Genomic DNA, 13,767 nt, shown 5'->3' with positions numbered 1-13,767 from the left:
GAGATAGACGGCAATACGTTTGCCGGAATGGTACTACAGGGGGCAGCCTGCCTCTCAAATCATGCAGATACTGTGGATGCACTGAATGTGTTTCCGGTGCCTGATGGGGATACAGGAACAAATATGAACCTTTCGATGACTTCGGGGTCAAAAGAAGTAAAAAACAACACCGGAGATCACCTTGGTAAAGTATCAACTGCACTTTCAAAAGGGTTGTTAATGGGTGCACGCGGGAACTCCGGTGTTATTTTGTCTCAGTTATTCAGAGGGTTTGGCAAATCAGTTGAATCAAAAGCTGTATTAAATGCAAAAGATTTCGCTGAAGCGCTTGATGCAGGTGTAGCTTCTGCATATAAAGCAGTAATGAAGCCTGTTGAAGGAACAATTCTGACGGTTGCTAAGGACGCTGCAAAGAAAGCAGTTGAAGCTGCAGAAACTGAAGAAGATATAACAAAACTGATGGAAATTACGCTTGAAGAAGCCAAAGCATCACTTAAGCGTACGCCGGATCTGCTGCCGGTATTAAAAGAAGTAGGCGTTGTAGACAGCGGAGGACAGGGACTTGTTCACGTCTATGAAGGGTTTCTTGCAGAATTAAAGGGCGAGAAGATTTCAGATTCACCTTCTTCTCCATCGATGGACGAGCTTGTCAGCGCAGAGCATCATATCGGAGTGCAGGGCTTTATGAACACTGAAGACATTGAATTTGGTTACTGTACTGAGTTTATGGTGAAGTTTGAAGAGAAGAAGCTTCAGGATCACCCTTATGATGAAATGAAATTCCGTGAAGACTTAAGTGAACTCGGGGATTCACTGCTCGTGATTTCTGACGATGAAGTAGCAAAGGTACATATACACACTGAAGAGCCTGGGAAAGCACTTTCGCAGGGACAGTTGTATGGAAGCCTGATTAAAATGAAAATCGAAAATATGCGTGAGCAGCATACTGAAATCGTCGGAGAAGGTCACCGCGCAGCTGAAAAGCCGTCCAAGCCTAAAGAAAAGCAGCCGTATGCAATCATTACAGTTGCAATGGGTGAAGGCGTTTCTGAACTGTTCAAGAGCATTGGTGCGACCGGTGTGATTGAAGGCGGTCAGACAATGAACCCAAGCACTGAAGATATTGTAAAAGCAATAGAGGAATCAAATGCTGAACGTGTCATCATTTTACCTAATAATAAAAATATTATTATGGCAGCCGAGCAGGCAGCCGAGGTAGTAGAAATGGAAGCTGTGGTAGTTCCGACAAAAACTGTGCCTCAGGGAATGGCATCACTTCTTGCATTCAATCCTTCTGCAGAGCTTGCAGAAAATGGAGAAACAATGACTGATGCGCTGCAGCATGTAAAAACAGGCCAGGTGACATTTGCTGTCCGTGATACTTCGATTGATGGGATCTCAATTAAAAAAGATGACCATATGGGAATCGCTGAGAGTAAAATCGTTACATCAGGAAACAGCCGTTTTGAAACGGTGAAAAAACTGCTTGAGCATATGATTGATGAAGAGTCTGAAATCATCACAGTCCTGTATGGTGAGGATTCACCAGTAGACGAAGTTTCAAAAATCGAAGCATTTATCGAAGAGTGTTATCCGGAAGTGGAAGTAGAAATCCATAACGGCAAACAGCCGCTTTATTCATATATTTTATCAGTCGAATAAGAACATTGAAAAATAGGCTGAAACAAGAGAAAATAGAAGGGCGCGGCCCTTCTATTTTTTTGAAGTGCCAAAATTGTCTGTATGAAAGAGGGAACAGCCATGAAATACAAAAGTGTATTTGATATTATCGGACCGGTCATGATCGGACCTTCATCTTCACATACTGCCGGAGCAGCCAGAATTGGAAAAATGGCTAGAGAGCTTTTTGGCAGAGATCCAGAATGGGCAAATATTTCATTTTACGGATCATTCGCGAAAACATATAAAGGGCATGGGACAGATGTTGCGATTATAGGTGGCATCATGGATTTTGAGACAGACGATGAGCGGATTATTGAAGCGAAAAAGATTGCAAGAGAGAAAGGTATTCGTGTTAAAATCCGTGAAGAAGAAGCGCTGACTGACCATCCAAACACAGCGAGAATTAAGCTTGGAGATAAAGACGGGGAAATGGAGCTTGTCGGTATTTCAATCGGCGGCGGTAAAATTGAAATTATTGAATTGAACGGCTTTGAACTGAGCCTGACAGGTCATCACCCTGCGATTCTGGTTGTTCACGAAGATCGTTTTGGAGCGGTAGCTGCCGTTTCAACTGTATTAGCCAGACATAAGATGAATATAGGAAAAATGGATGTATCAAGACAGGATGTTGGTAAAATGGCACTTATGACCATTGAAGTGGATCAGAATGTAGAAGATGCATTACTTACAGAGCTAAAAGCGCTTCCTGAAGTTACACAGGTCACAAAAATTACTGATTAATAAAGTGATAGCGCTTACATTACAGGAGGGTTAATATGTTTAGAAATGTTGCAGAGCTGGTTGAACTGGCTGAAACGCACAATAAAAAAATCTCAGATATTATGATTGAACAGGAAATGGAAGTACGCAATAAAACGCGTGAAGAAGTATTTGAAACAATGGATAGAAATCTGACTGTCATGGAGGAAGCGGTCGAACGTGGACTGAAAGGTGTTAAATCGCATTCCGGACTGACAGGCGGTGACGCAGTATTAATTCAAAATTATATTGCATCCGGCAAATCTTTGTCAGGAGAGCTGTTACTTGATGCGGTTAGTAAAGCGGTTGCGACGAATGAAGTGAATGCGGCAATGGGTACAATCTGTGCAACACCGACTGCAGGGTCAGCAGGCGTTGTGCCTGGTACACTTTTTGCGGTTCAGAACAAATTGAATCCGACACGTGAAGAAAAGCTCAGATTCCTTTTCACTTCAGGGGCGTTTGGGTTTGTTGTAGCAAATAATGCTTCGATTTCAGGGGCAGCAGGCGGCTGTCAGGCGGAAGTAGGTTCTGCAGCGGGAATGGCTGCTGCAGCAATCACTGAAATGGCTGGCGGAACACCTGCGCAGTGTGCAGAAGCGATGGCGATCACCCTTAAAAACATGCTGGGTCTTGTCTGTGATCCTGTTGCAGGACTTGTAGAGGTTCCATGTGTGAAGAGAAATGCAATGGGTGCTGCAAATGCAATGGTAGCTGCAGATATGGCGCTTGCCGGCGTAACAAGCAGAATTCCTTGTGATGAAGTGATTGATGCTATGTATAAAATCGGCCAGACAATGCCGGTAGCCTTACGTGAGACAGCTCAGGGCGGATTGGCAGCGACACCTACCGGCCGGGAGCTGGAGGCGAAAATCTTTGGATTCTCTCTTGATAAAAAATCCTGATCATCCTCTTTTGAAATCAGTTTCAGTGCTTCAGGGCATCGGGGAAGAAACTGCTTCACAATTGGCAGATATGGGAATCAATACAGTATCAGATCTGATTAATTACCTGCCATACAGGTATGATGACTTCAGACTGAAAGATTTATCAGAAGCTGCTCATGAAGAGCGCGTAACCGTTGAAGGCAGTGTTCATAGTGAACCTGCCCTTCAATTTTATGGGCGGAAAAAATCAAGACTGACTTTCAGACTGTTAACCGGTCCGCACAGTGTGAAGGTAACTTTTTTTAATCAGCCATATCTGAAAAAGAAAATCAATCTTCATGATAAAGTCACGGTGACCGGTAAGTGGGACCGACAGCGGCAGCTGATTACAGCTCAAACCTATAAGCTCGGGGAAGGGGTCCAGGATGAATTATTCGCCCCTGTATACCCGTTAAAAGGGAGCGTGACGAATAAGACGCTCCGGAAATTTATTAAACAAGCGCTTGAGCTTTACAGCAATGACCTCACAGAAACATTGCCGCAAGCGCTAATGTTGAAATATAAATTGGTCAATCGTAAGGAAGCCCTTCAGGCGATGCATTTTCCTTCATCACCCGAAAGTATGAAGCAGGCAAGAAGAAGATTTGTCTATGAGGAATTCTTTTATTTTCAGCTGAAAATGCAGGGGTTAAGAAAAATTGAAAGAGAACAGTCGGAAGGCGTTCATTTTGAATATGACGCTGAAAAGCTGAGAGTATTTACTGATCAGCTGCCGTTCCCTTTGACGAACGCACAAAAGCGTGTGTTAAAAGAAATCTTTTCTGACCTCTCTTCACCTTTTAGAATGAACCGTTTATTGCAGGGGGATGTTGGATCAGGGAAAACGGTGGTGGCTGCCATTGCACTATATGCCGTCATCACTGCCGGCTACCAGGGTGCACTGATGGTACCGACGGAAATTCTTGCTGAACAGCATGCTGAATCACTTTCGGCCTTATTTGCTAATACTGATGTTAATGTGGCGCTGCTGACAAGTTCAGTAAAGGGTAAAAGAAGGAAATTACTGCTTGAACAGCTCAAACAGGGTGAAATAGATCTGCTTGTCGGGACGCATGCGTTAATACAGGACGAAGTGGATTTTCAACACCTCGGACTTGTTATAACGGATGAGCAGCATCGCTTTGGCGTACAGCAAAGACGGGTGTTACGTGAAAAAGGTGAAAGTCCTGACGTATTATTTATGACTGCAACACCGATTCCAAGAACCCTTGCGATAACAGTATTTGGTGAAATGGATGTCTCGATTATTGATGAAATGCCTGCTGGTCGAAAGCCGATTGAAACCTACTGGGTTAAAGAAAATATGATGAACCGTATCTTAAGTTTTATTGAAAAAGAACTTGCCAAGGGCAGACAGGCTTATGTGATTTGTCCCTTGATTGAGGAGTCTGACAAGCTCGACGTGCAAAATGCAATCGATGTTCACGCGCAGCTCGCCCTATATTATGCCGGGAGATATGAAGCGGGATTAATGCACGGCAGGCTACATCCTGAGGAAAAAGAAGCGATCATGAAGCAATTTGCTGAAAATAATACGCATATACTTGTCTCCACTACTGTAGTAGAAGTAGGTGTGAACGTACCTAACGCTTCAGTCATGCTGATCTATGATGCAGAACGGTTCGGGCTGTCACAGCTGCATCAGCTCAGAGGCCGCGTCGGCCGGGGCAGTGACCAGTCATACTGTATATTGATGGCGGATCCTAAAAATGAAGTCGGAAAAGAGCGTATGAAAATTATGACAGAAACAAATGACGGCTTTGTGCTCAGTGAAAAAGATCTTGAACTCAGAGGACCGGGTGACTTCTTCGGCCGCAAACAAAGCGGAATGCCTGAATTCAGAGTGGCAGATATGGTCCATGACTACAGAGCCCTAGAGACTGCAAGAGACGACGCACACCAGCTCATCGAAAGTGAGGCATTCTGGCAAAGTGAAGAATACGAACCATTAAGAACCTACCTCCAGACAGAAGGCGTCATCAGTGGGGGAAAGCTGGATTAACTTTCAAGATAATTATTTTCATAAAAATGATTGAAATAAAAAGTTAAGTGAAGTTTTGGTATAGCTTTTTAAATCCTAAAGTATATATTGAGTGGAACGAAGCGTAAGGCGGCGACTGCAGCAGGAGAAGTCGGACAGGTGAGATCCGGAAGCGAAGCTGAGGAGGCTCACCGCCGGCCCTGTGGAAAGCGTCCTCCTGAAGCGCAGTGAAACGGTTATCTAACCTGCATTTTTATAGTCGCAGGTTTTTTTCAATTTTCCAGCAAACAACCGTCCCATCAATATCCTTTGCAAAAAGGACTATTTATTTATATACTACTATTAGTACCAAGTGTTAGTATCGGACGGTGAGGAAATGAAACGGACAAAAAAAGAGCGTCAGTCAGAGCTGATGAATAAAATTGATGAAAATCCATTCGTAACAGATGATGAACTTGCCAGAATTTTTGACGTCAGTGTTCAGACAATCAGACTTGATCGAATGGAATTATCTATTCCTGAATTAAGAGAACGCATTAAAAATGTAGCTGAACAGACATTCGAAGATGAAGTAAGATCACTTCCGATTGATGAAGTAATTGGAGAGATTATTGATGTGGAACTTGATGACCATGCAATCTCTATCCTTGATGTTCAAAAAGAACACGTCTTTCAGCGGAACAATATTGCCAGAGGTCACCATTTGTTTGCGCAGGCGAATTCGCTTGCTGTTGCGCTTATTAATGATGACCTGGCGCTGACCGCTAAGGCCTCTATTGAATTCTGCAAACCTGTTCATTCAGGTGATCGGGTGATTTCAAAAGCCAGAGCTGTTAAAAATGATGAACGAAGAACGATTGTGGAAGTAAAATCATCAGTTGGAAAAGAAGTTGTATTTAAAGGTGAATTTGAGATGTATCGTTCATCTGTTGAAAAGGAGGAAGATTAAATTGATCATTGCTGTAGATGCGATGGGTGGCGATCATGCGCCGGGTGAAATTGTAAAAGGTGCAGTGCAAGCTGCCGCGGAGAATCCATCTTTAACAATTAAACTTTACGGGGATGAAAAACAAATTCAGCCATTGCTTAATCAGGAAAAAAATATTGAAGTCATACATACAGACGAGATCATTCTGTCAACAGATGAACCAGTCAGAGCAGTCAGAAGAAAGAAAACCGCTTCTATGGTGCTCATGGCGCAGGCTGTGAAAGATAAGGAAGCTGATGCGTGTGTATCAGCAGGTAACACAGGTGCCCTGATGGCAGCGGGTCTATTTGTAGTCGGAAGAATCAAAGGCATTGACCGTCCTGCACTTTCACCAACACTTCCAACGATCGACGGACAGGGTTTTGTCATGCTTGACCTTGGTGCAAATGCTGATGCAAAGCCTGAACATGTTCTTCAGTACGCCGTGATGGGCAGCATCTATGCCGAGCAGGTCCGGGGAATTAAAAATCCGACGGTTGGTCTTTTAAATATCGGGACTGAAGAAGGAAAAGGGAATGATCTGACAAAACAGGCATATGAACTACTTCAGGAATCAGGGCTGAATTTTGTCGGGAATGTTGAATCACGTGACCTGCTGAATGGCGTAAGTGATGTCGTTGTGACAGATGGGTTTACAGGGAATATGGTGCTTAAAACAATTGAAGGAACTGCGCAGGCGCTATTTGGCATGCTGAAGGAGACTTTTACATCGTCAGTAAAAACAAAGCTTGCAGCAGGACTTGTTAAAAGTGATTTAAAGCAGTTAAAAGGAAAGCTTGATTACACTGAATACGGCGGCGCGGGATTGTTTGGACTGAATGCTCCAGTCATCAAAGCCCATGGGTCTTCAAACGCGACAGCTGTATACAATGCAATCAAACAGGCTCATACAATGGCTGAAAATGACGTCAGCGGAAAGATTTCCGCATCATTAAATCAATAAAGAGAGGTTTTTTCTGATGGCAAAAATAGCAGTATTATTTCCGGGGCAAGGCGCCCAGTCAGTAGGAATGGGGCATGAAATCGCACAAAGCCATGACACGGCAAAAGAAATCTTCAATCAGGCCCAAGCCATTCTTGGAGAGGACTTTGTCACACTGATGCAGGAAGGTCCCCAGGAAGAATTAACAAAGACCACGAATGCACAGCCTGCATTGCTCACTGCAAGTATTGCGATTTTGAGTGTTCTGAAGGAAAAAGGATTTCATATGGATTACGTTGCAGGGCACAGTCTGGGAGAATACTCTGCGCTCGTTGCAGCTGATTCGTTATCTTTTCAGGATGCATTGAAAACGGTCAGAAAACGCGGTGAATTGATGGAGGAAGCTGTGCCAAATGGTGAAGGAGCCATGGCAGCTGTACTCGGAATGGATCGTGAAGCGCTTAAATCCGTAACCGATGAAATAACAGGAAATGGTGAATCTGTTCAGCTGGCAAACCTGAACTGCCCAGGTCAGATTGTAATATCAGGAACTGCAAAAGGTGTTGAGCAGGCATCAGCACTTGCAAAAGAGCGTGGAGCAAAAAGATGTCTGCCGCTCAACGTAAGCGGTCCTTTCCATTCTTCTCTTATGAAACCTGCAGCAGATAAATTCGCAAGTGAACTGAAGAACATTTCAATCTCTGACGCTTCAGTACCAGTCGTTGCAAATGTAACTGCTGATGCTGTATTTGAAGCAGACAAAATTGAAAAGCTGTTAGTAACGCAGCTTTACTCTCCTGTTTTATGGGAAGATACAGTTGAAAAACTGATTGACCTCGGAGTAGATACATTCATCGAAGCTGGTCCTGGAAAAGTATTATCCGGGCTTGTGAAAAAAATCAATCGCAGAGCGAACGTGTATCCGGTATACGATCAGGAAACACTTGAACAGACAATCCAAAAGCTTGGAGGGCAATAAACATGAAATTAGAAGGTAAAACAGCTGTTGTAACAGGTGCATCTCGCGGGATTGGCCGCTCAATCGCTATTGAACTTGCTAAAAACGGGTCAAATGTAGTTGTGAACTATAGCGGAAATGAAGAAAAAGCGAAGGAAACAGCAAAGGAAGTTGAAGCGGCAGGTGCAAAGGCGCTTGTATTCAAAGCAGATGTATCAAATGCAGATGATGTACAGGCAATGCTGAAAGAAACACTTAGTGAATTCGGCAGCATCGACATTCTTGTTAATAATGCAGGGATTACTAAAGACAACCTGTTAATGAGAATGAAAGAAGACGACTGGGATCAGGTGATGGACATTAATCTGAAAAGCGTTTTCCTTACAACAAAAGCAGCTGCACGCCCAATGATGAAGCAGCGTAAAGGTAAGATCATTAACGTATCATCAATTGTCGGTGTAATGGGTAATGCAGGACAGGCTAATTACGTTGCATCTAAAGCAGGTGTAATTGGACTGACAAAAACATCTGCAAAAGAGCTTGCGCCAAGAGGTATCAATGTAAATGCCGTTGCACCAGGGTTTATTGAAACAGATATGACTGGGGAGCTTGCAGAAGATGTTCAGGCTTCAATGAAACAGATGATACCGCTTGACCGTTTTGGAAAGCCTGAGGATATCGCTAAAGCAGTGATTTTTTTAGCGTCTGATGACTCGGATTACATCACTGGTCAGACAATTCATATTGATGGTGGAATGGTGATGTAAAAAGGCTGTTTTAATCAGCGCTGTTTTACACTATAATACTTGAAGGGAGGTGAACGAACATGGCAGAAGTATTAGACCGCGTAACGAAAATCATCGTTGACCGTTTAGGTGTAGATGAGTCTGAAGTTAAGCTTGAAGCTTCTTTCAAGGAAGACCTTGGTGCTGATTCACTTGATGTAGTAGAATTGGTAATGGAGCTTGAAGATGAATTTGATATGGAAATTTCTGATGAAGATGCAGAAAAGATTGGTACCGTTGGAGACGCAGTGAGTTACATAGAAAGCAAAATGTAATCAGCCGGGACGAACCATTCTATACGCTTGGCATGATTACATCATGCCAAGCTTTTGTGTTTTAAAAAGAGTGAAGCAGATTTTCCTGCCGGGCTTAACAGATCCGGTGTAATGTTGAAATGAAAATGAATATGAATGGCAAGGTGAAGTCGGAGTGGGTAAATATAAAAGAGAGCAATATTCAAAAGGTTTGGAACAAAAGTTTAAAGAATTTCAGGAAAAACATCAAATCCAGTTTCAGAATCAAAAATTAATCATGACGGCATTTACGCATTCATCTTATGTGAATGAACACCGTAAAAAACCTTATGAGGACAATGAAAGACTTGAATTTCTTGGTGATGCTGTACTGGAGCTTTCAGTTTCTCATTATCTGTTTAATAAATATCCTTCTATGAGTGAAGGTGAAATGACAAAATTACGGGCAGCCATCGTATGCGAACCTTCATTGGTCATTTTTGCGAACGAAATGAACTTTGGTAATTTAATTCTGCTTGGTAAAGGGGAAGAACAAACCGGAGGCAGAATGCGACCTGCATTGCTTGCTGACGTGTTTGAAGCATTTATTGGTGCGTTATATCTTGATCAGGGAATGGAGCCAGTGAGGCAGATCCTTGAGAAAGTCGTTTTCCCTAAAGTAGATACCGGTGCTTTTTCGCATGTGATGGATTATAAGAGTCAGCTTCAGGAATTTATTCAGCGCAACCATTCAGGCGTGCTGCAATACGAGATTTTAAAAGAAAAGGGCCCGGCGCACAACCGCGAATTCGTTTCAAGGGTATTACTTGGAGATGAAGAACTTGGAACCGGTACAGGCCGATCTAAAAAAGAAGCTGAACAGCATGCTGCTGAACAGGCACTTGCGTTCTTAAAAAAGTCAGGAAGCCGGGAGAATAAATAATGTATGTAAAACAGCTTGAAGTGCTTGGCTTTAAATCATTTGCAGAGAAAGTGCAAATTGATTTTGTGCCGGGTGTTACGGCAGTTGTCGGACCAAACGGCAGCGGAAAAAGTAATATTACAGAAGCAATCAGATGGGTGCTTGGGGAGCAATCTGCAAAATCCCTGCGCGGCGGTAAAATGGAAGACGTTATTTTTTCAGGGAGCGATTCGAGAAAGCAGCTGAACTTTGCTGAAGTCTCGCTTGTACTTGATAATACAGACGGAACTCTTCCGCTGGATTATGCTGAGGTAAGTGTCACAAGAAGAGTTTTTCGTTCAGGTGATAGTGAATACATGCTGAACGGGGTCTCCTGCAGATTAAAAGACATTACAGAGCTGTTTATGGATTCGGGGTTAGGTAAAGAAGCCTTTTCCATCATTGGTCAGGGTAGAGTTGATCAGATCCTGAACAGCAAACCTGAAGAACGAAGAGTGATCTTGGAAGAAGCAGCCGGCGTATTAAAGTATAAAGGCCGCAGGAAAAAAGCAGACCAGCGACTCGATGAAACGCAAGATAATCTATACCGGGTCCAGGATATCCTTCATGAATTAAGTGCACAGGTTGAGCCGCTGAAACAGCAGGCTTCTTTGGCACGTGAATATCTTGAATATAAAGAGGATTTGAAAAAGACTGAATCCGGTCTTCTTGCATATGAAGCCGAAGAAATGACGGCTGAATGGGAATCAAAAGAAGCTGAATTGTTAAGAGTAAAAGAGCATGAAGAAAAGCTTAGATTAAAGCTTGCTGAAGACGATGAGGCGCTTAATGAAAAACAAAAAGAGCGATCAGTCTGTGAGAAAAATATCGAGGAGCTTCAATCCAAGCTGCTCACTGTTACAAAAGAAGCTGAGCAACTTGAAGGGCGCCGTCAGGTATTAATTGAAAGACAGAAAAATGCAGATCAGAATGAAGACCAGCTCAAACAAAAAGTAAAAGATTTTGATGAACAACTTATTCGTATCACTGAAAAAATTGATCAAAAAGAGCAGGTTGCAAAAGATGTTAAAAAAGACATCTCGCTGATCAAACAGCAGATTGCTGAAACAGACAGTGTGCTTGGAACTTCCGTAGACCAGATTGAACAGCAGCTTGAAAAAGCAAAAAACGATTATTTTGAGGCGCTAAACAATAAAACAGCAATCCAGAATGAATTGAGTTACCTCAATCAGCAGCGTGATCAGGAGCATAAAAGAGCTGAAAAACTGACGGGTAATAATGTAAGGTATATCGAAGAACGTGAAAAATGGAATGAACAGCATCAAAAGCTGAGAGCTTTATCTGAAGAGGTAACAGATGAACTGAAAATCACTGCAGCAAACTATAAAAAAGCTGTTCAAAGCAGAGATGAAATCCGGACTGAACTGGCTGATCTGGAAAAAAATCTTTATAAAGCCTATCAATTTGTCAGTGAAGCTAAGTCCAGAAAATCAATGCTTGAATCCATGGAAGAAGAGTTTTCAGGCTTTTACCAGGGTGTAAAAGAAGTGCTCAAAAACCGCGGAGGAACATTAAGCGGAATTGAAGGTGCTGTCGCTGAACTGATTGATGTCCGAAAAGAATATGAGACAGCAGTGGAAACAGCACTTGGTGCGTCTATGCAGAGTATTGTAACGAACAATGAGGCTGATGCCAGAAAGGCAATTCAGTTTCTGAAGCAAAGCCGTGCAGGTCGTGCAACCTTCCTTCCAATGTCTGTGATCAAATCGCGCACGCTGCCGGAAGCTCTTTTAACACGGGCGGCTGAGCACGATGACTTTATCAGTGCTGCTTCAGATCTTGTTGTGTTTGACAGCCAATACAGACACGTGATTGAAAATCTGTTAGGGCATGTTGTCGTTGTAAAGTCACTTAAGGGAGCAAATGAGCTTGCAAAAATACTTCAGTACAGATACCGTATTGTGACCCTTGATGGAGACATTGTAAACCCTGGGGGATCAATGAGTGGAGGTTCCCAGGCTAAAAAGTCCTCTTCAATCTTTTCAAGAAAAAATGAATTGGATCAGCTTAGCAGCCAGATTCCTGCTTACGAAGAAACAGCGTTGAAGCTTGAGCAGAAGGTGCAAAGTCTGAAAAATCAGGCTGCTGAATTTGAGCTGGAAATGGACTCACACAGAATGCAGGGTGAACAGCAGCGTGTAAAAGAAGCTGAACTGAAGGCAGATCTACGTGAAGTGGAAACAGCAATCAGACAGGCAGATGAGCAGTTAAAGCTGTATGACCTGGAAATGGCTGAATTCACTCATTCAAAAGGTTCTTTTGAAGATAAAGCAGCTGAACTGCAGAAACAATCAGCAGAAGCGGAGAGACGCCTGGTTAAACTGGACCTTGAGATTAAAGCGCTGAAAAAACAAAAAGAAACTCAGCAATCATCAAGAGATGAAATGCTTGAAACAAAATCAGGTCTGCAGGCTAAGCTTGCCGTTGCAGAAGAAAAAGCTGCACAAATCAGGCGTGAACTGAAAGAGTCTGCACTTTTAAAGGAAGAAACGAAAGAAAAATATGAGCTGTCATTAGAAGATCTGAAATGGCTGACAGAGGAAATGTCATCCGGGGAAGGTCAGGCGGATCAGCTTCACAGCCAGATCCGGATTAAGCAGGAAGAAAGTCTGTCGCTATCCAAAGAACTGAACGATATTAAACGTCAGCGTGAAACGCTTGAAGCTGAGCTGCAGTCATTAACAGGATCTTATAAAGAATCTAGCAGAATTCATCACGGTCTGATGGAACAGATCAATGAACTGAAGCTCACTGCAGGCAAATTATCGTCAGAGATCGACTTCAGGCTGAATAAACTGCAGGAAGAATATGAATTGTCATTTAATGCGGCAAAAGAGGAATATCCACTTCAGCTGGACCCTGCTGAAGCCAGATCAAAAGTTAAATTGATCAAGCTGTCAATTTCAGAACTGGGACATGTAAATATCGGGGCAATTGAAGAATATGACCGTGTGTCTGAAAGGTATGAGTTTCTGCTTGATCAGCAAAACGACCTTCAGGAAGCAAAAGAAAATCTGCTTTCTGTGATTAAAGATATGGATGCTGAAATGTCGAGAAGGTTCAGTGAAACGTTTTATCAGGTGAAAGATCACTTTAAGAGTGTATTCCAAAAGCTCTTTGGCGGCGGACATGCTGAGCTGAAGCTGACGAACCCTGATGATATGCTCGCAACAGGTATTGATATTGTCGCGCAGCCTCCGGGTAAAAAGCTTCAGAACCTGAGTCTGTTATCAGGAGGCGAACGTGCACTGACTGCGATTGCTTTGCTGTTTTCTATTCTTCATGTCCGTCCTGTGCCGTTCTGTATTCTTGATGAGGTGGAAGCCGCACTTGATGAAGCCAATGTCCAGCGTTTTAGTGATTACCTGAATCAGTTCAGTGAGCAGTCGCAATTTATCGTCATTACCCACCGCAAGGGAACGATGGAGGGTGCAGACGTATTGTACGGAGTTACAATGCAGGAATCAGGTGTATCCAAGCTCGTTTCTGTTAAGCTTGAAGAACAAATAAATCTGAATTAAAGGGGACA

11 protein-coding genes are annotated in these 13,767 nt (G+C 43.0%); all 11 read left to right on the top strand.

Annotation, left to right across the window (positions count from 1 at the left end):
* Positions 1-27: 27 nt before the first annotated feature.
* The 11 genes from ACH6CZ_RS04170 to smc all read left to right on the top strand — a co-directional run bounded on the left by ACH6CZ_RS04170 (position 28) and on the right by smc (position 13,759).
* Positions 28-1,662, top strand: a complete 1,635-nt coding sequence (locus tag ACH6CZ_RS04170) for a DAK2 domain-containing protein (protein ID WP_374096511.1) — start codon at positions 28-30, stop codon at positions 1,660-1,662.
* Positions 1,663-1,761: 99 nt separating this feature from the next.
* On the top strand, positions 1,762-2,424 hold the full coding sequence (sdaAB, locus tag ACH6CZ_RS04165; RefSeq protein ID WP_374096155.1) for an L-serine ammonia-lyase, iron-sulfur-dependent subunit beta: 663 nt from the start codon (positions 1,762-1,764) through the stop codon (positions 2,422-2,424).
* 35 nt (positions 2,425-2,459) lie between these two features.
* Positions 2,460-3,347 (top strand): L-serine ammonia-lyase, iron-sulfur-dependent, subunit alpha, encoded by an 888-nt coding sequence (gene sdaAA / locus ACH6CZ_RS04160; protein ID WP_374096154.1) that lies wholly within the window; start codon positions 2,460-2,462, stop codon positions 3,345-3,347.
* Entirely contained in the window at positions 3,319-5,391 is a 2,073-nt protein-coding gene (gene recG, locus ACH6CZ_RS04155; protein WP_374096153.1) for an ATP-dependent DNA helicase RecG, read from the top strand. The genes sdaAA and recG overlap by 29 nt, the downstream gene beginning before the upstream one ends.
* Positions 5,392-5,746: 355 nt before the next feature.
* On the top strand, positions 5,747-6,319 hold the full coding sequence (gene fapR / locus ACH6CZ_RS04150; protein ID WP_374096152.1) for a transcription factor FapR: 573 nt from the start codon (positions 5,747-5,749) through the stop codon (positions 6,317-6,319).
* 1 nt (position 6,320) lies between these two features.
* Positions 6,321-7,301 (top strand): phosphate acyltransferase PlsX, encoded by a 981-nt coding sequence (plsX, locus tag ACH6CZ_RS04145; protein ID WP_374096151.1) that lies wholly within the window; start codon positions 6,321-6,323, stop codon positions 7,299-7,301.
* Positions 7,302-7,317: 16 nt separating this feature from the next.
* Entirely contained in the window at positions 7,318-8,259 is a 942-nt protein-coding gene (gene fabD / locus ACH6CZ_RS04140) for an ACP S-malonyltransferase (RefSeq protein WP_374096150.1), read from the top strand.
* A 2-nt stretch (positions 8,260-8,261) separates the two neighbouring features.
* Entirely contained in the window at positions 8,262-9,005 is a 744-nt protein-coding gene (fabG, locus tag ACH6CZ_RS04135) for a 3-oxoacyl-[acyl-carrier-protein] reductase (protein WP_374096149.1), read from the top strand.
* Between the two features lie 59 nt (positions 9,006-9,064).
* The gene (gene acpP, locus ACH6CZ_RS04130; RefSeq protein WP_039808828.1) at positions 9,065-9,298 is read left to right on the top strand and encodes an acyl carrier protein; all 234 of its coding nucleotides are present in this window, start codon (positions 9,065-9,067) and stop codon (positions 9,296-9,298) included.
* A 154-nt stretch (positions 9,299-9,452) separates the two neighbouring features.
* Positions 9,453-10,199, top strand: a complete 747-nt coding sequence (gene rnc / locus ACH6CZ_RS04125; protein ID WP_374096148.1) for a ribonuclease III — start codon at positions 9,453-9,455, stop codon at positions 10,197-10,199.
* Positions 10,199-13,759: a chromosome segregation protein SMC gene (smc, locus tag ACH6CZ_RS04120; RefSeq protein WP_374096147.1), complete on the top strand. Its 3,561-nt coding sequence runs from the start codon at positions 10,199-10,201 to the stop codon at positions 13,757-13,759. Before rnc ends, smc begins: the two co-directional genes overlap by 1 nt.
* Positions 13,760-13,767 lie beyond the last annotated feature (8 nt).

This window comes from Jeotgalibacillus sp. JSM ZJ347 (assembly GCF_044383825.1).
Classification (GTDB): Bacteria; Bacillota; Bacilli; order Bacillales; family Jeotgalibacillaceae; genus Jeotgalibacillus.
The sequence above is the reverse complement of the archived record's forward strand: the minus strand, read 5'-3'. Positions and strand labels throughout refer to the sequence as shown.

Excerpts from the sequence above, each read along its gene's own strand:
- ACH6CZ_RS04170 (WP_374096511.1), top strand. The coding sequence starts at position 28 with ATGGTACTACAGGGGGCAGCCTGCCTCTCAAATCATGCAGATACTGTG.
- sdaAB (WP_374096155.1), top strand. The coding sequence starts at position 1,762 with ATGAAATACAAAAGTGTATTTGATATTATCGGACCGGTCATGATCGGA.
- sdaAA (WP_374096154.1), top strand. The coding sequence starts at position 2,460 with ATGTTTAGAAATGTTGCAGAGCTGGTTGAACTGGCTGAAACGCACAAT.
- fapR (WP_374096152.1), top strand. The coding sequence starts at position 5,747 with ATGAAACGGACAAAAAAAGAGCGTCAGTCAGAGCTGATGAATAAAATT.
- fabD (WP_374096150.1), top strand. The coding sequence starts at position 7,318 with ATGGCAAAAATAGCAGTATTATTTCCGGGGCAAGGCGCCCAGTCAGTA.
- fabG (WP_374096149.1), top strand. The coding sequence starts at position 8,262 with ATGAAATTAGAAGGTAAAACAGCTGTTGTAACAGGTGCATCTCGCGGG.
- acpP (WP_039808828.1), top strand. The coding sequence starts at position 9,065 with ATGGCAGAAGTATTAGACCGCGTAACGAAAATCATCGTTGACCGTTTA.
- smc (WP_374096147.1), top strand. The coding sequence starts at position 10,199 with ATGTATGTAAAACAGCTTGAAGTGCTTGGCTTTAAATCATTTGCAGAG.